General features: G+C 35.2%; 18 protein-coding genes. 9 read left to right on the top strand and 9 right to left on the bottom strand.

The genetic code is table 11. The features are described from left to right. The first annotated feature begins 73 nt into the window (after positions 1–73). On the top strand, positions 74–1,384 hold the full coding sequence (gene tilS, locus AAEO57_RS20080; protein WP_341694818.1) for a tRNA lysidine(34) synthetase TilS: 1,311 nt from the start codon (positions 74–76) through the stop codon (positions 1,382–1,384). After that, the gene (locus AAEO57_RS20085; RefSeq protein ID WP_341694819.1) at positions 1,384–3,483 is read left to right on the top strand and encodes a protein-disulfide reductase DsbD family protein; all 2,100 of its coding nucleotides are present in this window, start codon (positions 1,384–1,386) and stop codon (positions 3,481–3,483) included. Before tilS ends, AAEO57_RS20085 begins: the two co-directional genes overlap by 1 nt. A gap of 475 nt (positions 3,484–3,958) precedes the next feature. On the opposite strand, the gene AAEO57_RS20090 is transcribed toward AAEO57_RS20085, so the two are convergent. The 3 genes from AAEO57_RS20090 to AAEO57_RS20100 all read right to left on the bottom strand — a co-directional run bounded on the left by AAEO57_RS20090 (position 3,959) and on the right by AAEO57_RS20100 (position 9,961). Continuing rightward, positions 3,959–5,284: an ammonium transporter gene (locus AAEO57_RS20090; RefSeq protein ID WP_341694820.1), complete on the bottom strand. Its 1,326-nt coding sequence runs from the start codon at positions 5,282–5,284 to the stop codon at positions 3,959–3,961. A 338-nt stretch (positions 5,285–5,622) separates the two neighbouring features. Then, the gene (locus AAEO57_RS20095) at positions 5,623–6,930 is read right to left on the bottom strand and encodes an amidohydrolase family protein (protein WP_341694821.1); all 1,308 of its coding nucleotides are present in this window, start codon (positions 6,928–6,930) and stop codon (positions 5,623–5,625) included. A gap of 34 nt (positions 6,931–6,964) precedes the next feature. Continuing rightward, positions 6,965–9,961 (bottom strand): amidohydrolase family protein, encoded by a 2,997-nt coding sequence (locus AAEO57_RS20100; RefSeq protein ID WP_341694822.1) that lies wholly within the window; start codon positions 9,959–9,961, stop codon positions 6,965–6,967. Between the two features lie 147 nt (positions 9,962–10,108). On the opposite strand from AAEO57_RS20100, the gene AAEO57_RS20105 reads away from it, so the two are divergent. Together AAEO57_RS20105 and AAEO57_RS20110 are read left to right on the top strand one after the other, a co-directional pair. Next, positions 10,109–11,077 (top strand): Gfo/Idh/MocA family protein, encoded by a 969-nt coding sequence (locus AAEO57_RS20105; RefSeq protein ID WP_341694823.1) that lies wholly within the window; start codon positions 10,109–10,111, stop codon positions 11,075–11,077. A gap of 106 nt (positions 11,078–11,183) precedes the next feature. Then, positions 11,184–12,719 carry a YifB family Mg chelatase-like AAA ATPase gene (locus AAEO57_RS20110; RefSeq protein WP_341694824.1) on the top strand — a complete coding sequence of 512 codons (1,536 nt, stop codon included), beginning with the start codon at positions 11,184–11,186 and terminating at the stop codon, positions 12,717–12,719. A gap of 75 nt (positions 12,720–12,794) precedes the next feature. Here the strand turns inward: AAEO57_RS20110 and AAEO57_RS20115 are convergent, their stop codons facing one another. The 6 genes from AAEO57_RS20115 to trmD form a co-directional block, all read right to left on the bottom strand. After that, positions 12,795–14,063: an MFS transporter gene (locus AAEO57_RS20115; protein ID WP_341694825.1), complete on the bottom strand. Its 1,269-nt coding sequence runs from the start codon at positions 14,061–14,063 to the stop codon at positions 12,795–12,797. A gap of 6 nt (positions 14,064–14,069) precedes the next feature. Beyond that, positions 14,070–14,297, bottom strand: coding sequence for a hypothetical protein (locus AAEO57_RS20120; protein ID WP_341694826.1), 228 nt, complete (start codon positions 14,295–14,297; stop codon positions 14,070–14,072). 24 nt (positions 14,298–14,321) lie between these two features. Beyond that, complete coding sequence (locus AAEO57_RS20125; protein ID WP_341694827.1) at positions 14,322–14,912, bottom strand: TetR/AcrR family transcriptional regulator; 591 nt, start codon at positions 14,910–14,912, stop codon at positions 14,322–14,324. 159 nt (positions 14,913–15,071) lie between these two features. Further along, on the bottom strand, positions 15,072–17,294 hold the full coding sequence (locus tag AAEO57_RS20130) for an NADP-dependent isocitrate dehydrogenase (protein WP_341694828.1): 2,223 nt from the start codon (positions 17,292–17,294) through the stop codon (positions 15,072–15,074). A 281-nt stretch (positions 17,295–17,575) separates the two neighbouring features. After that, complete coding sequence (rplS, locus tag AAEO57_RS20135) at positions 17,576–17,926, bottom strand: 50S ribosomal protein L19 (protein ID WP_341694829.1); 351 nt, start codon at positions 17,924–17,926, stop codon at positions 17,576–17,578. A gap of 160 nt (positions 17,927–18,086) precedes the next feature. Next, a complete protein-coding gene (gene trmD, locus AAEO57_RS20140) occupies positions 18,087–18,767 on the bottom strand; it encodes a tRNA (guanosine(37)-N1)-methyltransferase TrmD (protein ID WP_341694830.1) in 681 nt (226 codons plus the stop codon). A gap of 179 nt (positions 18,768–18,946) precedes the next feature. On the opposite strand from trmD, the gene AAEO57_RS20145 reads away from it, so the two are divergent. The 5 genes from AAEO57_RS20145 to AAEO57_RS20165 all read left to right on the top strand — a co-directional run bounded on the left by AAEO57_RS20145 (position 18,947) and on the right by AAEO57_RS20165 (position 23,345). Beyond that, positions 18,947–19,813, top strand: coding sequence for a sugar phosphate isomerase/epimerase family protein (locus AAEO57_RS20145; protein ID WP_341694831.1), 867 nt, complete (start codon positions 18,947–18,949; stop codon positions 19,811–19,813). Between the two features lie 20 nt (positions 19,814–19,833). Further along, positions 19,834–20,739, top strand: a complete 906-nt coding sequence (locus AAEO57_RS20150; RefSeq protein WP_341694832.1) for a Zn-dependent protease — start codon at positions 19,834–19,836, stop codon at positions 20,737–20,739. Positions 20,740–20,741: 2 nt separating this feature from the next. Beyond that, positions 20,742–21,083 carry a cupin domain-containing protein gene (locus AAEO57_RS20155; RefSeq protein ID WP_163409700.1) on the top strand — a complete coding sequence of 114 codons (342 nt, stop codon included), beginning with the start codon at positions 20,742–20,744 and terminating at the stop codon, positions 21,081–21,083. A 132-nt stretch (positions 21,084–21,215) separates the two neighbouring features. Continuing rightward, a complete protein-coding gene (locus AAEO57_RS20160) occupies positions 21,216–22,352 on the top strand; it encodes an MFS transporter (protein WP_341694833.1) in 1,137 nt (378 codons plus the stop codon). 60 nt (positions 22,353–22,412) lie between these two features. Then, complete coding sequence (locus tag AAEO57_RS20165; protein WP_341694834.1) at positions 22,413–23,345, top strand: peptidylprolyl isomerase; 933 nt, start codon at positions 22,413–22,415, stop codon at positions 23,343–23,345. Positions 23,346–23,539: the final 194 nt, after the last annotated feature.

A 23,539-nucleotide genomic window follows, 5' to 3' on the forward strand; every position in this document is an offset into this window, starting at 1 on the left:
TTTTTTGCAATGAGCTATTCTTAAAAGCCTTAATTTTGCAGTTCTTAAAAATATTCATTTTTTAATTTTTCAGATGCTTTCAAATTTTAAAAATCATATTTCGGCAAGATTTCCGTTTTTGGAAAATAAAAAACTCTTTCTTGCTGTTAGTAGCGGATTGGACAGCATGGTTTTACTGCATTTGTTTCAGCAATTAGAATATGAAATAGCAGTTTTGCATTGTAATTTTCAGCTTCGCGGATTAGAAAGTTTTGGTGATCAGGATTTCATTCGAAATTATTGTAAAGAAAACAATATCTCTATTTTTACAACCCAGTTTGATACTGAAGCTTTTGCAAAAGATTACAAACTTTCTACACAAATAGCAGCCCGAGAATTGCGATATAGCTGGTTTTACGAACTTTTGGAAACCCATCAATTCGATTATATCCTGACTGCTCATCATGCAGATGATAATCTGGAAACTTTTATCATTAATCTAAGCCGTGGTACGGGATTGGACGGTCTGGTTGGTATTCCGGAACAAAATGATAAAATCATCCGTCCTCTTTTGCCTTTTTCCAGAGAAGAAATCCTTAATTATGCCAAAGAGAATAGTATCAAATGGCGTGAAGACAGCAGCAATGCTTCGAATAAATACCTGCGAAACAAAATTCGACATGATTTGGTTCCGATTTTAAAGGAAATCAATCCTAATTTTCTGAAAGCTTTTCAAAAAACGCAATCCTACCTTCAGGAATCTAATGAAATGGCTGAAGATGCTTCAATAATGATTTACCAGCAGGTAGCAAAAGAGGCAGGAGAAGAAATACATTTCGATTTAAATCAGCTTAAAAAATTACCGAATTACAAATCGTATTTGTACCAATGGCTGAACGAATTTGGTTTTTTGGCATGGAATGATATTTATGATCTGGTAGACGGACAATCAGGAAAACAGGTGTTTTCGGCTGAATTTCGATTGTTAAAAAACAGAGAAACTCTGATTTTGAGTCCTGTTGTTGAAACGCCGGAAATAGAAGAATTTCAAATCAATGAAAACGATCATGACGTTAATTTTCCCTTAAAGTTGAAGCTTTGTAACGTTAGTCACATAACTATAGATTCAAATAAGGTTATATTTGTGGATGCTGAAAAAATTCAGTACCCGCTGATTTTGCGAAAATGGAAGGAAGGAGATTCGTTTCAGCCTTTTGGAATGAACGGAAAGTCAAAGAAAATCAGTAAGCTTTTCAAGGATGAAAAGTTATCCCTGATTGAAAAAGAAAACACCTGGCTTTTATGTTCAAAAGATCAAATAGTATGGGTAATCGGAATCAGGCAGGATGAGCGATTTAAAATAGAAAACACCACAAATAACATACTTAAAATAGAACTGCAATAATGAACTTTAATCAATTCCGTCAGGCTATAACGCCAAGAAGTTTCTGGAGTAAATCCATTTTATTTTTACTGTTTTTCTTTTTTGCTTTTGCAAAAAGTAATGCTCAGGTTTTAGAACCCGTTAAATGGACTGCTAAAATTGAGAAGAAATCAGGCAACAATGCGCTTTTAATCTTTGATGCTGTCATTGAAAAAGACTGGCACATGTACTCGCAGTTTACCCCAGAAGGAGGTCCTTTGGCATTAGAAATTTCTTTTAAAAACCAAAAGGGGAATTATGATTTAGTTGGTAAAGCGAAAGAAGGGAAAACAAAAACATCGTACAATGATATTTTTGAAGTAAATGAAACTTATTTTGAAGGAAAAGCTCATATTGAACAGGAAATCAAGCTTATCAATCCAAACTTAAAAACAGTTGAGGTTGAGTTTGATTTTCAGACTTGCAAAGAAGTTTGTATCAATTCAAATAAAAAATTCTCAATAGCTGTTCCGTCAACCTTTAAAATGGAAACAGTTCCTGCTGTGACAGAATCCAAATTAGATGAAACCAAACGAGAAGGACTGGCTATCGATACAGTAGAAAAAGCTGCCGATACAACAAAGACAAAGGTTGAAGCTGCAAAATCGAACATTGAAAAATCTGTCTCTAAATCAGATGTGCCAGTGTCAAATTCTTCAAGAAGTTTGTGGTCAATCTTTTTTATTGCGTTTTTATCGGGTTTTGCGGCATTATTGACACCTTGCGTGTTTCCAATGATTCCAATGACAGTGAGTTTTTTTACCAAACAAAGTAAAAGCAGGGCTAAAGGAATTCGAAATGCTGTTATTTACGGACTTTCTATTATTGCCATTTATGTGGTTTTAGGTTTAATCGTTACCAAAATATTTGGTGCCGATGCTTTGAATGCCTTGTCGACAGATGTTTGGTTTAACCTGATTTTCTTTGTGATATTGATCATTTTTGCAACTTCTTTTTTAGGAGCTTTTGAAATTATGCTGCCAAATTCCTGGGCTAACAAAGCAGATCAACAAGCAGACAGAGGTGGAATTATCGGAATACTATTTATGGCTTTGGCTTTAGCAATTGTATCTTTTTCATGTACAGGGCCAATTGTTGGAACTTTATTGGTCGAAGCAGCTTCAAATGGAGGAATAGCTCCAATTGTTGGAATGTTGGGATTTTCATCTGCATTGGCACTTCCGTTTATGTTATTTGCAATGTTTCCTGGCTGGTTAAACTCATTGCCAAAATCAGGAGGCTGGTTAAATACGGTAAAAGTAGTATTAGGATTTTTGGAACTAGCTTTAGCTTTCAAATTTTTATCAAACGCTGATTTGGTTTTACAATTGCATTTTCTGGAAAGAGAAGTTTTTATCGCCATCTGGATCGCTATTTTTGGAGCTTTGTCACTTTATTTATTTGGAAAAATTACATTGCCTCATGACAGTCCGTTGCAGCATATTTCAGTTGGAAGATTGTATCTGGGATTGATTACACTGATGTTTACATTTTATTTGATTCCGGGACTTTGGGGAGCACCATTAAAATTAATCAGTGCTTTTCCGCCTCCGCCTCAATACAGTGAAAGTCCGTTTGGAGTAGGGGGATCGGGTAGTGGAAATACTGCTTCAGAAAGCGGTTTGCCAAAAGGAGCCGAATTAGGCCCACACGGAATTGTGGTTTTTCATGATTATGAGGACGGTCTGGCGTATGCAAAATCAATCAATAAACCTATTATGCTTGATTTTACGGGATATGCTTGTGTGAATTGCAGAAAGATGGAAAACAATGTCTGGTCAGACGAAAGAGTTATGCCAATCTTAAAAAATGATGTGGTTTTGATTTCTTTGTATGTTGATGATAAAAGAGAATTGCCGGCAGATAAACAATTTGTAACGGCTTCAGGAGATAAAATCGAGACAGTAGGTGATAAATGGACAGATTTTATGATCTCAAAATATAAAACCAACACACAGCCTTTATACGTTATAACAGATTTAGAAGGAAATAATCTGAACAGCTCTAAACCTACAATCAGTTATGTTCCAACAGAAGAATATTTACAATGGCTGAAAGAAGGGATTTCGAATTTTAAATAAAAATCATTTTGCCACAGATTAAAAGATACAAATGGATTTCTTATCATTGAAATTTGTAAAAGCTTTTAATCTGTGGCTTTTTTTTTTAAATAAAAAAAGACACTTTGCTGCTGCTGTCAATGATGTTTTGATATGATGTTTTTACTCAAATTTATACTTTCAGATTTATTTGTTTTTACATGAATAAGATGTATTATCAATAGCAATAAGCTTACAATTAGTCAAAGTTGGTTTCAATTTGAACTTATCTGATATGTGAAATTGATCTACAAATGATAGATTTTATATAAACAACTGATTTGAAAATCATTTTGAAGAAAATTTATAGGTTGTCTATTTTTGAAAGTAGAATTTATTGTGTGGTTTTAGATTGTAAAATAATAAGCTGTCCCAAGGTTAAAATTAATTCAAACAAAAATCCCTCTAAGCGAAACTTAGAGGGATTTTCTATTTTGGTTTTGGTTGTTTTAATATCTTATAAGAATTCTCCGTGTTGAGAAATATCTAATCCTAATTCTTCTTTTTCTTCAGTAACTCTTAGAGGAGTTATTTTATTAACGATGAAGAATAAAATGTAAGAGCTTACAAAAGCAAATATAGAAACAAGTACTAAAGCTTTTAATTGAGTAAGGAATAAAGTAGCATCACCAAATATTAAACCTTCGTTGTCACCCACAACTGAGTTTACGCTTTTTGAAGCAAATACTCCTGTTAACAACATTCCTACCATACCTCCAACACCGTGGCAGGCGAAAACGTCTAGAGCATCGTCAATTTTTCCTTTAGGGAATTTGCTTACAACAATATTACTAATTACTGCAGCGATGATACCAATTGCCAATGCGTGAGGGATAGATACAAACCCGGCAGCAGGTGTAATAGCTACCAATCCTACAACAGCACCGATACAAGCACCCATAGCAGATAATTTGTGACCTAAAATTTTATCAAGGAAAACCCATGCCATTGCTGCAGAAGCAGCTGCAACAGTTGTAGTTCCTAAAGCCTGAGCAGCAAGGCTTCCTGCTCCAACTGCAGAACCAGCATTGAAACCAAACCATCCGAACCATAATAAACCTGTACCTAATAATACATAAGTAATTCTTGCAGGATTTACTTTTTGAACTTTACGTTTTCCTAAGAAGATCGCTCCAGCTAATGCAGCCCAACCAGCACTCATGTGTACTACTGTTCCACCAGCGAAATCTAAAACTCCCCATTTGAAGAACATTCCGTCAGGATGCCATGTCATGTGACATAATGGAGCATAAATCAATAATATGAATAAAACCATGAATAATAAGTAAGCCCAGAAACGTACACGTTCAGCAAAAGCTCCTGTTATTAAAGCTGGTGTAATGATAGCAAATTTTGCCTGAAACAATGCAAAAAGGATGAAAGGAATTGTTGGCGCCAGTTCCCATGCGGTATTGGCACTTACACCCTGAAAGAATATATTTGAAGTAGGATCTCCTATGAATCCGCCAATTGAAGGACCAAAGCACAATCCGAACGCAATAACTACCCATAAAATAGTAACGATTACCATTGCCATAAAACTTTGCAGCATGGTACTAATTACGTTTTTCTTACCAACCATACCTCCGTAGAAGAAACCTAAACCTGGAGTCATTAATAATACAAAAGCAGTTGCAACAACCATCCATGCAGTATCTCCTGTGTCCATTTTCAATTCGACAACATGAGCACCTAGTGTTTTGGATTCAGTAACAAATGAAATAGAGAAAATGGATAGTAACAAAATTGTGATGAGGATCACACTTAAAATAATTTTTCGCATAGTTATTTAGTTTTAAAAATTTTGATAAAAGTATAAAATCATTTCATACCCCCATAAAAAATAGTGTTCAATGTTTAATTTTTGTTAATTTTTCATTTTATACCCCTGTAGTTTTACGCCTCTTAGTTAAAAATGACTTAAAATTTGTAATTTGTTAATCCCGATTATCATGAAAATGTATTTTTATTTTGTTTTATAAGAAAAAACATGAAAATAATTTTTGTTTTAAAGTTATTTGCGATATTATTTGTGGTCTTTTTTGAAAAACATTAAATAATTAATGAAAAAAGGCATCAGATGATGATTCAAATGATGCCTTTTCTTTGTGAAATGATACGCTATTTCTGCCCGTATTTTTCTTTGTATTTTTTATTCAGCTGAGTCTGATGTGTTTCAAGACTTATAGCTCTTCCCTGAATAAATGCACTCGTAAGTTTATTGGTTCTCATATCTAAAGCGTCTCCTTCAGAAATAAATAAAGTGGCATCTTTTCCTGTTTCTAAAGAGCCACATAACGTATCAATACCTAATAATTTAGCGGTATTCAGGGTTATTAACTCTAATGCTTTTTCTTTATCTAATCCATAAGCTGCACAAGTTCCTGCTAAAAATGGTAAATTACGGGTATTCATACGCTCATTGTCTCCGCTATTTTCAAGTCCGACCAAAATTCCTTTGTCGGTTAGAATCTTAGCCATTTTAAAAGGAGCTCTAACATCCTGATCGTCACTTGTTGGCATATCATGTACGCGTCTTAAAAGTACTCCGATATTATTTTTTTGTAATAAATCAGCAGTTTTATAGGCTTCAAAGCCTCCTACAATAACTATTTTTTTTATTCCGTTGCTCTGAGCTAACTGAATGGCATCTGTAATTTGTTTTTCTTCATCAGCATGAATGAACAAGGTTTGAGATCCATCAAAAAGCCCTTTTGTTGATTCTAAAATAAGGTTTCTTTCTTTTGAAGTGTCTCCTAAATAAGCTTTAGAATTAATTAGAAAGGTATTTATTTCACTTACCTGTGTGGCATAATCTTTATTAGGTTCAATTATTCCGGGTTCAAACCAGTTGCCGGTTCTTCTGAATCCTGAAGGAAAGTTTAAATGTATTCCGTCATTTTCTTTTATCGTGGCATCTTCCCATGTCCAGGCATCCAGCTGAACGATTGAAGATGTTCCAGAAATTCTTCCTCCACGAGGTACGATCTGAGCTGTCAGAATTCCGTTTGGTCGAACAGTCTCCGTAACTTTCGATGTTGAATTATAAGCGATAATACTTCTCACATTAGGATTAATATTTCCAATTTCCTCCTGATCGTCAGATGATTTTACGGCATCAATCTCTACTAATCCTAAAGTAGAATTTGGAGCTATAAAGCCAGGATAAACATGTTTTCCTGTAGCATCAATAGTGCTGTCATAAGCATTGTTGGCAAGTCTTATTGTGGACGCATCGGCTACGAGTGTGAGTTTACCATCCTTAAATCCGATGGCACTCTTGTCGATTACTTTTCCGTTTCCCAAATGCGCCGTAGCGTTTAGTATCAGTATCGATTTTGTCTGTTTTGGCGCAGGAGTCTGTTGCGCATTGGTCTGTGCTGTCATGCAAAAAACCAACAGGACTATATATATGTTTTTAGTTATCATAATGGTGTCTTTTTATTTGAAATTACTGGTCTCTTTAGTATTGTTCTAAAGTGTCACAATGATATTCTTTTTTCTCCTTTTTCGTTGGTTCCTGTGTGCTCATTCCTTTATTCTTTTCCTGTAGCATCAATCCAATAAGTTGGTTTCTTTCTTTGGTTATGGCTTCTTGTTTCTCAAGGTCTTTTTCGATGTCATAATAAACAACGCCTTCAATAATCGTTTTTTCTGCTTTAGCATAAACAGATAAAGGATTGTCGCTCCAAAGAACGATGTCGGCATCTTTGCCTATTTTGATGCTTCCCACTTTATCATCAATGTGTAATAGTTTGGCTGGATTAAGAGTTACAAATTTCCAGGCTTCTTCTTCTGAAATATTTCCGTATTTTACAGCTTTTGCAGCTTCCTGATTTAGTCTTCGGGACATTTCGGCATCGTCTGAGTTGTAAGCAACTACTAATCCTTCGTTGTGCATAATAGGTCCGTTAAACGGAATAGCATCATTTACTTCAAATTTATAAGCCCACCAGTCTGAAAAGGTTGAAGCACCAACACCGTGTTCTTTCATTTTATCAGCAACCTTATAGCCTTCCAGAATGTGCGTGAAAGTATTGACATTAAAATTGAATTTATCAGCCACCCTCATCAGCATTAATATTTCTGATTCCACATAAGAGTGACATGTAATAAAACGTTTTTTGTTAAGGATTTCGGCCAGTGTTTGTAATTCAAGATCTACTCTTGGCGCTTTCTCTTTTTTAGAATTGGCATTGAATTTTTTCCAGCTTTCATCATATTCTTTGGCACGCTGGAAATAGTCTGTAAAAACTTGTTCAACGCCCATTCTGGTCTGAGGATAACGTGTTGGGTTTATAATTCCCCAATTGGACTGTTTTACATTTTCGCCTAAAGCAAATTTGATAAATTTAGGCTGATTTTTATACAGCATTTCGTCAGGAGAAAGCCCCCATTTCCATTTTACAATAGCAGAACGACCACCGATTGGATTAGCTGAACCATGTAATAATTGTGAAATAGTTACACCTCCTGCTAAATCTCTGTAAATATTAATGTCCTCAGAATTTACAACATCTTCAATCGTAACTTCTGCAGTCGAATTATGTCCCATTTCATTAACGCCTTTTGAAATGGCGATATGTGAATGTTCATCAATGATGCCGCTGGTAAGATGTTTTCCTTTTGCGTCGATAATTGTGGCAGATGCGTCTGAAAGATTTTTGCCGATAGAAACAATTTTACCATTTTTTATCAAAACATCAGTTTCGGTCAAAATTCCGTCTTTTTCATTGGTCCAAACCGTTGCGTTTTTAAACAGTAAAGTCTGAGCGGTTAACTTTTTTGAATTTCCAAAAGCAATATTCGGAAAAGTTGTGGACATGATTGGGTTTGGCTTTTCTGGTTTTACAGTATCTTTTACAACAATAAAAGGAGAAGTTTTTACAGCTGTCCAGTTTACCTGAGTGCCATTATATAATTCGCCTTTTCCAGAAAGATTATTAGTGTTTTCTATAAATCCGGTTAAACGTGTAAAACTCGATTTTATAGTATCATTGGATTTAATCAAAAGTGAAATCCAGTTTTTTGAAACAGAAAAAGTGTTTTTTACTTTTTTATCATCTGCAGTAGTTATTTCAGATTTTGGGGCTTCAGCGGTTCCATCGATTTTCCATTTTAAAGTTTCATTTCCAATGGTCAGATTATAATTGCCACGAATATCTTTTGCATTTAAATCGTTTATAACATATTTATTTCCCTGAACCCAATTTTCGTATAAAATTGTTTTTTCATCGAATATTTCTCCGGAAGTAATTATAAAATTTGCATAACTCCCTGTCTTTAAGCTTCCTATTTTATCGCTTTTTCCTAAAATCGCTGCCGGAACAGTAGTCAGTGCTTCCAGAGCTTTTGTTTTATCAAAGCCATATTTAATTGATTTTAAAAGGTTTGTTCTAAAGTCTTCCGTTTTTTTCAATTTGTCAGTTGTCAGGGCAAAAATGATTCCGTTATCTGAAAGTACTTTTGGATTAGTAGGGGCCTGATTCCAGAAACGCATATCAGCAAGTTCTATCTGATTGGATAAGTATGGATTTGAAACATCGTAAGCTTCAGGAAAATTGATTGGAATAATAAATTTCGAATTGGTGTTTTTAATTTCTTCAATTCTTTCAAATTCATTTCCGCTTCCTTTTAAAATATAGTTTAAACCAAATTCTTTAGCAATTTTAGAAGCTCTTAAACTATTTAACTTGTCTTCTGAAGCAAAAATCTGTATCAGTTTTTCATTTGAAGACAAAGCCTCTAATGATAAATCTTTCGTGTCTGAATTTCCTTTTTTATACCAATCCAGATCCAGATACATTTGACGAAGCAATGCCATAGACCCCATTAAAGAGCTTGGGTAAGCCTGATTTGTCAAAGCGCTTCTGTTAAAAGAAAAATGATTGGATATTTTGTTCGAAATAATTTGATTTTTACCGTCTGTATTATTCAAAGCAACCAAAAGTCCTGTTCCCTGCGCAACTCCATCGTGAATATGAGTTCCTACAACTCCAAAACCAGCTTTTAAAAATTCCTCGGCTTTAGGCTGGTCATATTTGAATGTTTCATATCCGTTTAATTCAGATAATATACTTTCATTCCAGTAGCGGCCAGTCTTTTTGGTGTCATAAATATTGTCTTCTCTTCCAGGAGTTAAGTTACGTTTTGGTTTTTCAATTCCAAAATTAGTATAGATATCAATAAAAGAAGGATAAATTGTTTTGCCTTCAAGGTTAATCACAATCGCATTTTTTGGAATTGAGATATTAGTTCCAACATTGACTACTTTGCCGTTTTGAACTATTAAAGTTCCTTTCTCTATTTTTTGTTTTGGGCTGATGTAAATTACAGCGTTTGTAAAAACTGTAAAATTGTTGTTTTTGTTATGGATGCTTTCGTTAACCGGAAAGTAATCCTGAGCCTGCATTTTTGTTAAAAAAAAGCTCAGGAAGAGTAGTAGGAATGTTTTTTTCATATGTAAGTGTAGATTTTGTTATAAAAATATAAAATAAATGTAATCTTACAAGTTTTAATTATTTCTATTTTATCCATAAAATCTTATCTTTAGTTTAAAATAACTTCTAAGCTCTTATAAATAGAGCTATTTATAAAGATGTAAAGTATGAATAAAATAAAATGGGGAATAATTGGTTTGGGTAACATTGCTCATCAGTTTGTATCTGATTTAAAATTGATAAATGAAGCCGAATTGACTGCTGTTGCTTCCAGAGATATTGATAAAGCAAGTGAATTTGCGGCAAAATACAATTGCAGTAAATTTTATGGCTCTTATGACGCACTTTTTGCAGATGACGAAATTGACATTGTTTATATAGCAACACCACACAACTCACACGCTGAGTTGTCCATTAGAGCAATGCAGAATGGTAAGCATGTTTTATGTGAAAAACCTGTTGCACTATCGTATGAAGATGCTGTGCGTATGACAGAAGCTTCTAAAAAGCATAATAAATTTTTTATGGAAGCATTCTGGACGCGTTTTATTCCGTCAATTCAGGAGGTGTTGTCAAAAGTAAAAGATGGTGAAATAGGAGATATAAGATTTCTCAATGCCGATTTTGCTTTTTATGTAAATGAACTGGAAGGGAACCGGATGACAGACAAAAAATTAGGTGGAGGAGCTCTTTTTGATATTGGTGTCTATCCATTGTTTCTTTCTTATCTGATCCTTGGAGTCCCAACAGAGATTATGGCAAAATCTATTTATCATGAAAGCGGAGTAGATTTGCAGACCAGTATGATGTTGCAATATCAGTCGGCGCAGGCAATTTTACATGTCAGTTTTGTTTCAGACTCAGATATGAAAGCTACGATTAGCGGTTCTGAGGGAAGAATCGAAATTAATTCTCCGTGGTTTATGGCAGATGGCTATTCGATTGTAAAAAATGAAGAGGTAGAAAAATTCAATATTCCTAATATCGGAAAAGGGTATGCGCATGAAGCAATTGAATGTCATGCCTGTATTAGAAACAATCAAATTGAAAGCAAACTATGGTCACATCAAAACAGCTTAGAATTAAGCAGTATGGTCGAAAATGTGAAAAATCAGATTGAATTAGAATTTGATTAAAATTTTCAATCAGAAAAAATAATTCTTAATTGTAATACTTTTTTTATTAAAATATTTGTTTATTTTGCCATTGCTAAAAGAATATTTACAAATAAGATATTAAAGTATGCTGGTTAAAGTTTTTGGAAGTGCAGTTTTTGGAGTAGAAGCCACTACTATAACAGTAGAGGTGAATATGGATAAAGGAATTGGTTATCACTTAGTAGGGTTGCCGGATAATGCCATAAAAGAAAGTAGTTATCGGATAGCGGCAGCTCTTAAGAATAACGGTTATGCTTTACCGGGCAAAAAAATAACTATAAATATGGCTCCGGCCGATTTACGAAAAGAAGGTTCAGCTTATGATCTGACTTTAGCAATCGGAATTTTGGTAGCTTCAGACCAGATAAAAGCGACCGAAATTGACCGTTATATTATTATGGGAGAGCTTTCATTAGACGGAAGTTTACAATCCATAAATGGAGCACTTTCTATTGCAATCAAGGCTAAAGAAGAAGGGTATAAAGGTTTTTTCCTGCCAAAACAAAATGTGAAAGAAGCCGCTATCGTGGCTGGCTTAGATGTTTATGGAGTTGAAAATGTTCAGGAAGTTATTGATTTCTTTGAAGGAAAAGGAACTTTAGAACCGACTGTTATTGATACCCGCGCAGAATTTTATAAGACCTTAGACTTTCCTGAGTTTGATTTTTCGGATGTTCGTGGTCAGGAAAGTATTAAACGTTGTATGGAAATTGCTGCTGCCGGAGGTCATAATATTATTCTGATCGGTCCGCCCGGAGCCGGTAAAACAATGTTAGCGAAGCGTTTGCCGAGTATTTTACCTCCAATGACTTTAAGAGAGGCATTAGAAACTACAAAAATTCATAGTGTTGCAGGCAAGTTAAAAGAAGTTGGGCTAATGAATCAAAGGCCATTTCGCAGTCCTCATCATACGATTTCGAATGTTGCTCTTGTAGGCGGAGGAAGTTATCCGCAGCCGGGTGAAATCTCAATGGCGCATAACGGAGTTTTATTTTTGGATGAATTGCCAGAATTTAAGAGAGATGTTTTAGAGGTAATGCGCCAGCCTTTGGAAGATAGGGAAGTAACGATTTCAAGAGCAAAATTTACTGTAACATATCCTTCTTCTTTTATGCTGGTGGCAAGTATGAATCCAAGTCCAAGCGGATTTTTTAATGATCCTTCAATGCCCAATACTTCTTCTCCGCATGAAATGCAACGTTATATGAGCAAAATTTCAGGGCCTTTGTTAGACCGAATTGATATTCATATTGAAGTGACACCGGTACCTTTCGAGAAATTGTCAGATGATAATAAAGCAGAGAGCAGTGCGTCTATTAGACAAAGGGTAACTTCTGCACGCGAAGTGCAGTCTGTCCGGTTTGAAGAATTAGCTAATATTCATTACAATGCACAAATGAGTAGTAAATTAATTCGGGAGTATTGTGTTCTTGACGAACAATCTAAAGAATTACTAAAAACAGCCATGGAACGTCTGAATCTTTCTGCAAGGGCTTATGACCGGATTTTAAAAGTTGCCAGAACGATTGCCGATTTGGATGCAGCTCCTCAAATAGCTTCTTCGCATATTGCTGAGGCAATTCAATATCGAAGTCTGGATCGTGATGGGTGGTTGGGGTAGCCAGATTTAAATTATGTAAAAAAGACAGCCTTAAAAAGCTGTCTTTTAATATGTAAGAACATTCATGTTTTACAACTAAATTTCATGGGCAACCGGAATATTTTGAATGTTTTCTTTCGTATTCTTTTTTATGAGTTTACTCACACGGTATAAAAGAAATATGGTGATAAATGTAATTGCAATAATGATGAATCCTAATGTATCATAATGTTCCAGCGGACTGAATTTGTCTTTTTGCACCACAATAGTTCCGGCAAAAGCAGCAGCTATACCACCAGCAATTTGTTGTAAAGACGAATTTATACTCATAAAAGCACCTCTGTCCTGCATGCCGGGAATAGAAGTTACTAATGCTGTCGACGGAACCATACGACTCATTACTCCCATCATCATGAGTACATTAAAAAGAGCAACTAACAAAAGTGGAGTTTCGCCAAGATTGGTGTAAATAGCAACCATTACAATTGTCCACACAGAAGCGTAAACAAATATTCTGAATTTGTCTATTTTGTCACTCAACTTTCCAATTAGAGGCATTATGATCAAAGTAGACAAGCCGGCAATCATAAATATAATTGGTAATTCTTCCTGAGTGATTTTTAAATTATTAATGGCAAAAGCACTTCCAAAAGGCATCATCATAAATCCTCCTATTGAAAGCAGTGCTGTAGCTGTAAATCCAATTCTGTATTCTTTTTTACGAATAGTATGTATTAAATGTATAAAAGCAGATTTGTTCTGTTGTACGGCAAGATGCTCATTGATAGGTTTTAATTTCACAGCAATTAAAGCTGCTATTAAGGCTGCCATTCCCGCAACCCATAAAAAAGGAGCGTGCCACCCCCAGGCATTGGCAAGATATAAACCAATTGGAATACCTAAAATCTGACTTGCTCCAAAGCCCATCTGAATAAATCCCATAACGCGTCCACGTTGTTGGAGCATAAACAAGTCAGCTACAATTGCCATAGAAATTGATCCTATTACGCCACCAAACAAACCTGTAATGATTCTGGCTGCCACGAGCAAAGGGTAAGAATTGACTAAACCACATAAGATTGTGCCGCCAATAAAACCTATATAAAAAAATAATAATAATTTTTTTCGGTCAAATTTATCTGCAAAACCTGCGGTCAGAAGCCCGGAAATTCCTGCACTGAAAGCATAAGCAGAAACGACAAGGCCAAAACGTGCTGGTTTTAATTCGAGTGATTTCATAAGAATATCTCCTAACGGTGACATAACCATAAAATCCAGAATTACTGTAAATTGAGTAATTGCAAGTATAAAAACTGCAAATTTCTGGTAGGCTGTAAACGATATTGCCTGATTTTGTTCTTCCATTTTAAATTATTCTAAGGGTCTGCAAATAAAACTATGATTATTGAGAAGGTTGATTATTTCTTCTTCTGATATGGTTTTACTAACAATTCGCAAAACGCAATCAATGTCCTCCTGATCGATATTCCACTGCATGATTTCAGGGTTTTGATCTAATTCGGTACTGACTTTTTCTTTATCTTTTTTGGTCTTTATATTGGTTGCAAAAATCAGTATGTTATTTATGATATTTTCCATGGCAAGGTTAATTTGAAAATTGATTTATGGTGTTAATGCTTTTATAACTAATTCAAAAGCTTCATCTGTGGCTTTTTGGGTAAGTTTAAAAGGGGCTCCGCTAAAATTTTTTCCTTCATTTTCAAAACGCAATAAAGCGTAAAGAGGTCCGTAGGCAATGCTCCAGAACACTTCTTTAGAGACGGGAAGTAGTTCTTTTTTTTCAATTGCGTTATTAAAAAAGTTAGTCATTGTGACTTTGAATTCGGATAAGCTTTCGTTTAAAATACTTTCTCTGTAACTGGAGTGGCTCAGGAGTTCCCAACAAGCAACTTTTAAAGGATACTTTAAAGCAAACCTTGCTCTGTTTTCCCATTGTTTTCGTAATCCTTCTTTAAAAGACATCGTTGGTAAAAATCCATTGGTCATTTCGCTAAAGAAACTTTGTCCAATTTCGATCCCGGTCTTTTTTATGAGGTCATCTTTATCAGTGTAATAAATGTAAAGAGTTGCAACAGAAACACCGCTTTCTTTTGCCAATCGATTCATTCCAAAGCCTTCAATACCTAGTTTTACAAGCATTTCAATGGCTTTTTGTTTTACCAGTTCTTCTTTATTTGGGTCTCGTGTTCGCATTAGATTGTATTTTTATGGAACAAAAATATTAATTATAAATGAATGTTCGCTTATTTATAAAAAGTTTTTTTTAGAAATGATTAATAGTAAATTGATAAATAAAAAAAGACAACCATTTCTGATTGTCTTTTTCAATATATAAATAAGATTGCTTTTTAATTATGCAATTTTAGCGATAATAGCATTGAAAGTTTCGCTAGGACGCATTGCTTTGCTAACTAATTCAGGATTTGGCTGGTAGTAACCACCGATATTCTGAGCTTTACCTTGTGCACCAATTAATTCTGCGTCAATTTTAGCTTCGTTAGCTTCAAATTCAGCAGCAATTGGAGTGAAAATCGCTTTTAATTCAGCATCTTTAGTTTGAGCAGCCAAAGCCTGAGCCCAATAGAATGCTAAATAGAAGTGAGAACCACGGTTGTCAATTTGACCTACTTTACGAGCTGGAGATTTATCGTTTGCTAAGAATTTGTCATTAGCCTGATCTAAAGTTTCAGATAAAACGATAGCTTTAGAATTGTCTAAAGTTTGTCCTAAATGCTCTAAAGAAGCGCCAAGCGCTAAAAATTCACCCAATGAATCCCAACGCAGGTAACCTTCTTCTGTAAATTGCTCAACGTGTTTTGGAGCAGAACCTCCTGCGCCAGTTTCGAACAATCCACCACCGTTCATTAAAGGAACGATAGAAAGCATTTTAGCAGAAGTTCCTAATTCTAAGATTGGGAATAAATCTGTTAAGTAGTCACGTAAAACGTTTCCTGTTACAGAGATAGTATCTAAGCCTTTGATGATTCTGTCTAAAGTGAATTCAGTAGCAGCAACTGGGTTTAAAATACGGATATCTAAGTTTGTAGTATCGTAATCTTTAAGGTATTTTTGAACTTTTACGATCAATTCTCTGTCGTGTGCTCTGTTTTCGTCTAACCAGAAAACAGCAGGAGTATCAGATAAACGAGCTCTGTTTACAGCAAGTTTTACCCAATCCTGAATCGGCGCATCTTTTGCCTGGCACATTCTGAAAATGTCATTCGCTTCAACGTTTTGCTCCATTAAAACAGTTCCGTTTGCATCCACAACACGAACAACTCCGTCGGCTTTCATTTGGAAAGTTTTATCATGAGATCCGTATTCTTCCGCTTTTTGAGCCATTAATCCAACGTTAGGAACACTTCCCATTGTTTTCGGGTCAAAAGCACCGTGTTTTTTACAGAAATCAATAGTAGCGGTATAAACTCCTGCATAACATCTGTCCGGGATAACAGCAAATGTATCTTGTTGTTTTCCTTCTTTGTTCCACATTTGTCCAGATGTACGGATCATTGCCGGCATAGAAGCGTCAACAATAACGTCAGATGGTACGTGTAAGTTTGTTATTCCTTTTTCAGAATTAACCATTGCCAATGCTGGTCCGTTTTCGATTGCTTTAGTAATGTCAGCTTCAACTTCAGCCTGTTCTGGTCTTCCGGCAATTTTAGCGTAAATGTCGCCTAAACCATTTCTGGTATCAATGTTTAATTCAGCGAATAAAGACTCGTATTTTTTGAAAAGATCAGCAAAATAAACTTCAACGATAGCGCCGAAGATAATTGGATCCGATACTTTCATCATGGTAGCTTTCAAATGCACAGAAAGTAAAACTCCTGCAGCTTTAGCTTCAGCAATTGCTTCAGCAGCAAAAGCTTTTAATTTATTTACACTTAAAACAGAACTGTCAATAATTTCACCTGCTTTAAGTGGAGTACTTGCTTTAAGAACAGTAGATGTACCATCTTTAGCAACAAATTCAATTTTTACATCATTAGCTTCAGCAACAGTAAGAGATTTTTCACTTCCGTAAAAATCACCACCTGACATAGAAGCAACCTTAGTTTTTGAGTCGGCAGACCAGGCACCCATTGAGTGTGGGTTTGCTTTTGCAAAGTTTTTAACCGCCCTTGGCGCTCTACGATCAGAGTTTCCTTCACGTAAAACCGGATTTACAGCAGAACCTAATACTTTTGCATATTTAGCTTTAATTTCCTTTTCAGCATCATTCTGAGGATCTTCAGGAAAATTAGGAACATTATATCCATGAGACTGCAACTCAGCAATAGCCGCTTTTAATTGAGGTACAGATGCAGAAACATTTGGTAATTTAATAATGTTTGCTTCCGGCTGAGTGGCTAATTGACCAAGTTCTGCCAATGCATCTCCGGTTTTTTGAGCATCTGTTAATGATTCAGGAAAGTTAGATAAAATTCTTCCTGCCAAAGAGATGTCTCTGGTTTCGATTGCGATACCGGCCGTAGAAGTAAAAGCCTGAACAATAGGTAATAAAGAGTAAGTCGCTAATAATGGCGCCTCATCAGTTAAGGTGTAAAAAATTTTTGAATTCTGTGTCATTTTTTTTTTTTTTTTATAATCGTATCGCCATAGAATGACAATGTGAAAGGTATAGTCGGCTCAAAATGAGCGGAGCAAATATAGTAAAAACAGTGCGAAAACGGTTTAGTTTTCGGCATAAATCCAGAATTTAACAAATTGTTATTTCGGGGTCTTTAAATTATCAAATCGATGATTTTAGCATTGAAAAATTATGGTTTTGGTATTTCGAAAATTACCCTCAAAAAAAAACTCGTTTCAAATTACTTGAAACGAGTTTTTTATAACAAAGAGATAAATGATTATCTTCTTTTATCTTTAATCTTAGCTTTTTTACCAGTAAGTTGTCTGAAGTAGAAAATTCTTGCTCTACGTACAGCACCTTTCTTGTTGATTTCAATTTTTTGTAAAGCTGGTAAGTTTACCGGGAAGATACGCTCAACTCCAATAGCTCCAGACATTTTACGAATAGTAAAAGTTTCTGTGTTACCAGAACCTCTTCTTTGAATAACAACTCCTTTAAAAAACTGAGTTCTTGTTTTTTCACCCTCTTTAATTTCGTAGAAAACTGTGATAGTATCTCCAGCTCCGAAGTCAGGGAAATCTTTTTTAGCAACGAATTCGTTTTGAACGAACTTTAATAAATCTGCCATGATAATTTAAATTATGGTTTTTATATTAGAACAACATTCACGGATCTCGCCAGAGGTTGGTCAAATTCGGGTGCAAAAATACAAAAAAAGTCGAAAGTTACAAGTCGAAAGTCGAAAGATTACGAATGTTTTTTTGCTTATAACTTTAAGACTTTGGACTTTATGACTCATTTAACAAATCCGGGCGTCTGTTTTTTGTATGTTCATATGCCATATCCTCACGCCATTTGTCAATTTTGGCAGCATGGCCGCTGGTTAAAACCTCAGGAACTTTCCATCCTTTATAATCCGCAGGTCTTGTATATATAGGTCCTGATAATAAATTATCCTGAAAACTATCTGTCAGTGCTGAGGTTTCATCGCTCAAAACACCAGGAATTAATCGGATCAGGGCGTCAGATAAAACTAAAGCACCTAATTCTCCGCCTGATAGTACATAATCGCCAATAGAAATTTCTTTGGTAATAAAATGATCTCGAACTCTTTGATCAACACCTTTATAATGTCCGCATAAAATGATAATGTTTTTATACATCGACATTTTATTTGCCATTTTCTGATTTAAAGTTTCACCATCCGGCGACATGTAAATTATTTCATCATATTCACGCTGACTTTTTAAATCTGTAATGCAATCATCAATTGGCTGAATTGTCATTACCATTCCTGCACCACCGCCAAACGGATAATCATCCACGCTTTTTTGTCGGTTAGTACTATAATCACGGAGATTGTGAAAATGTACTTCGACCAAACCTTTGTCAATCGCACGTTTCATAATCGAAGCCTCAAACGGACTCTTTAGCAATTCCGGTAAAAGTGTAATAATATCAATTCGCATTTTATTGTGTAAATCGTTATGAGCGGCAAAGATAAGCCAAAAGTGTAAATTGAGAATTAAAACATCATTTATAATTTAAGATATGCCATCCTGAGTATATCTTCAGGATATTTGTTCTTTAATTTTCAGTAGAGAGTTTTAAATTAATATATTTAACTTTTCGAAATGATATCATTAAAATGATTGCCAGAAGAAACTTTATCATAACCACAGGTCTTGCCACTACTGCAGTTTTGGCTTCTCCATCATTTGTTTTTTCTATGAATAAAAAAGAAATAGGTTTACAGCTGTATACGCTTCGTGAAGAGCTTCCAAAAGATGTAAAAGCAACTTTAGAAAAAGTAGCAGCTGCGGGTTATACAGCTGTCGAAACATATGGTTTTTCTATTAAAGAGGGATTTTGGGGATTATCTCCGGCAGAACTAAAAAAAATTCTGGATGAAAATGGATTGAAGGCGGTAAGCGGACACTATAATTCAGGAAGTTTTTTGACTGATAGAAATACAGATGAGCTTATTGCTTCAATAAATGCTGCAAAAATCCTGAATCAGGAATATTTTACCATTCCGTGGATTGAGGAAAATCTCAGGCAGGATTTTGAGAGTTACAAAAAGATTGCTGCACGGCTAAATGAAGCGGGAAAGTTATGCAAAAAGAAAGGTTTGAAACTCGCTTATCACAATCACGATTTCGAGTTTCAAAAACAAGAAGGAAAAACCGGTTTTGAAATCTTATTAAAAGAAACTGATAAAGACCTGGTCGATTTTGAATTGGATCTATACTGGGTAATGTTTTCAGGAAACGATCCTTTTAAATTGTTTAAAGAAAATCCGGGGCGTTTTAAAATGTGGCATGTAAAAGATATGGATAAAATAAATCGGGCTCTGAACACAGAAGTTGGTTCAGGAAGTATTGATTTTAAAGCTATTTTTAAACAGGCAAAATTATCCGGAATGATACATTTTTTTGTAGAGCAGGAAAATAATTTTGCTTTAAATTCTTTCGAGTCAGTTAAAACAAGCTGTGATTTTATTTCAAAAATCTAATTTAATTTATTTGTTATTTTATGAAGAAACTTCTTTTTCTTTTATTTGTGATTCTGTGTTCATGTCAATCCAATAAAAAAGAAAATCCGGATCCGGATACAAATTCAATTTTGCAACTTCCCCTGGATCCTTATTTTGCCGATATTCGGGTAAATGATATAAAGCTCGCTGAACCGGTTTATGGCGACTGGTTGTATTCTCGTAAAGAAAAAGGACAGAGTTTTGAACAGTTTGTAAAAACAAAACATATTGTGCCAACCGCGGAGAAGAATATTATTTATTTACAGCCTATTGGGGAGTTTAGCTCCTTGCAAACCAAACAAATTGAATTAGTGCGTCAGTATCTGCAACTGTTTTTTCAGTTGGAAACTAAAGTTTTAGATAATCTTTCAAACGATATTATTCCGCAAAAAGCGAGACGGATTGGCGATATGGGGCAGGAACAATTTCTGGCAGGTTATATTTTAAATGATATTTTAAAAGATGAAGAACCTGATAAAGGAGTTGCTTTAATGGCCATAACAGAAATGGATTTATATCCAAAACCCGAATGGAATTATGTTTTTGGGCTGGCATCTTACAGAGACAGAATTGCGGTAAGCTCCATTCACCGAATGCAAAAAGATGCAGATTTTAATTTAAGTTTAGAGCGTTTATTGAAAATTTGCTCACATGAAATAGGTCACATGTTTGGTCTTCACCATTGTATTGAAGCGAATTGTGTTATGAATGGCACCAATAGTATGACAGAAACAGATGGACATTTTATTAGATTATGTTCACTTTGCCAGAGAAAATTAAATTCGGGATTTAAATATGACAATGTAAAAAGGTTAAAAGACTTAGAAAAATATTTTAAAGAAAATAATCTGGAAGAAGGATTAGCGTTAATGAAAAAAGATTTAGAAAAATTAAATAATAAATAAGCATGGAAACAAGCAAAGAGTTCCTTTTTGGGGAAGAAATTCAGTGGGAAGTAGTTGGAGAAGGTGTAAAACGCAAAATTTTGGCCTTTGACAGCCGCGTCATGCTCGTGAATGTGTATTTTGAAACAGGAGCTATAGGAGCTTTACACGAGCATTATCATACGCAGGTAACTTATGTAGCAAAAGGAAAATTTGATGTTACCATAAACGGAGTGACCAAATTGCTGAAAGAAGGGGATAGTTTTTACATTCCGCCGCATGCAATTCATGGTGTTTTGTGTGTTGAAGAAGGAATGCTGACAGATGTTTTTAGTCCAATGCGTGAAGATTTTATGAAATATTAAATCGGCAGAATCAACAAAATGTAACACGTATTTGATCGCAGATTTGAAAAATTTATATATTTTTTAAAGTTTTGCTAAAGATTAGATTGGTATTTTTGCAAAATGAATTTATCTAAAACAAATGTCCTGTTTATGGCAGTTTGCACTGGTCTTATAGTTGCAAATTTGTATTACTGCCAGCCTTTGATTGTTTTAATCGCTAATGAATTTAAAATTCCCGAAGCCAGCGCCGGAACCATAACGTACCTTACGCAGGCGGGTTACGCCATCGGATTGTTTTTTATGGTTCCGCTGGGAGATAAAATAGAGCGTAAAAGACAAATTTTGATGACTACTTTTGCTTCTGTAATTGCGTTAATCATTGCAGCAACTGCAAAAAGTTTTCTGATTTTACAAATCGCTTCTCTGCTAATAGGAATCACGTCAATAGTACCGCAGCTTATTTTGCCTCTTGCAGCATCACTAAGTAGTAATGAACAAAGAGGAAAAGTTATAGGAACTATCATGAGTGGTCTTTTGGTCGGAATTTTGCTTTCGCGAACGTTAAGCGGTTTTATTGGTGAATTTTTAGGATGGAGATCAATGTTTTATATCGCTTCCGGAATTTGTCTTTTGATCTTTTTTGTCATTCAAAATAAGTTTCCTGTTAATAAACCACAGTTTCAGGGAAGCTACGGGCAATTAATTCAGTCTTTATTTACACTAATAAAAACACAGCCGGTTTTGCGTGAAGCAACTGCAATTAATGTGTTCAGTTTTGCTCAGTTTGGGGCTTTCTGGACAACAATGGTTTTGTTGCTTTCGGGAGAACCTTTTAGTTTTAACAGTGCTACAATTGGTTTATTCGGAATCGTAGGTGCATCCGGAGCTTTGGCTGCTCCTTTGGTTGGAAAAATGGGCGATAAGGGAAACTCAAGAGTTGCGGTTGGGTACGGCTGTCTGTTGATATTGATTAGCTTCTTAATATTTTATTTTTCAATCGAAAGCGTTATCGGAATTGCAATCGGAATTGTATTTATTGACATAGGAATCCAGGGTGTGCATATTTCAAATCAGACCCGTGTTTACGCATTATTGCCTGAGGCCAGAAACAGATTAAATACTGTTTTTATGTCGTTTAGTTTCCTGGGAACTGCAGCAGGATCTGCCTACGGATTATTGTTGTGGAAACTGGGAGGCTGGCATGCAGTAACGGTTGGCTGCGTGGTTTTGTCTCTGCTATCTTTAGCGGTTTACGGACTTACTTATAAATCAAAATCTAAAAAATAGAAAGCACAAATTGATAAAAAATTAATTTGTAAATTTGCGTTCAATTAAAAAATAACAACAATGGAAAACGGAATATACGCTAAATTCAACACAAGCAAAGGTTCGATTTTAGTAAAACTAACACACGATTTGACACCGGGTACCGTAGGGAATTTTGTAGCTCTTGCAGAAGGAAATATGGAAAATAAAGTAAAACCTCAGGGACAAAAATTCTATGATGGATTAACTTTTCATAGAGTAATTCCTGATTTTATGATTCAGGGAGGTTGCCCAAAAGGAACCGGAACAGGAGATCCGGGTTATAAATTTGATGACGAATTTCACCCAAGTTTAAAACACGATCGTCCGGGAGTTTTGGCAATGGCAAATTCAGGACCTGCAAGTAACGGTTCTCAGTTTTACATCACGCACGTTCCAACTTCATGGTTAGACAACAAACATACTGTTTTTGGTCACGTTATCGAAGGTCAGGATGTGGTTGACGCAGTGGCTCAGGGTGATACTCTTGAAGCTTTAGAAATTATCAGAGTTGGAGAAGAAGCTCAAAAATGGAATGCGATTGAAGCTTTCGTTGGTTTAAAAGGTGCTCGTCTAAAAAGAGAAGCAGCTTTAAAAGCAGAATCTGAAGCAAAAATGGAGGAATTGGCTGCCGGTTTTGATAAAACAGAAAGTGGTTTACGTTATAAAATGATTCAAAAAGGAGAAGGTAAAAAAGCGGAGGCTGGAAAAACAGTTTCTGTTCACTACGAAGGATCTTTAGAAAACGGAAAAGTTTTTGATTCTTCTTACCCACGTAAAAAACCAATCGAATTCAAATTAGGAATTGGTCAGGTGATCGAAGGATGGGACGAAGGTATTGCTTTATTGCAGGTTGGAGACAAAGCACGTTTTGTAATTCCTTCTGATTTAGGCTACGGACCAGCAGGTGCAGGGGGAGTTATTCCGCCTCACGCAACTTTGATTTTTGACGTTGAATTAATGGACGTTAAATAAGATTTGCAAAGCAATTTAGTTTTGTTTTAAATAATATCCCATTCGATAGCCGAATGGGATTTTTTTTATATTTAATTCAAGTTGCTAGTTTGCAAAGCATAAAAAACACAAAGCAGAGGTTAAGTAAATTTGTTTTGCGAACCAATAAACAGAACCAATGCTTTGTAAAGACAAAATTATATCAATTTTTTGTT

The organism is Flavobacterium calami (assembly GCF_038290035.1).
In the GTDB taxonomy this organism is placed as follows: Bacteria; Bacteroidota; Bacteroidia; order Flavobacteriales; family Flavobacteriaceae; genus Flavobacterium; species Flavobacterium calami.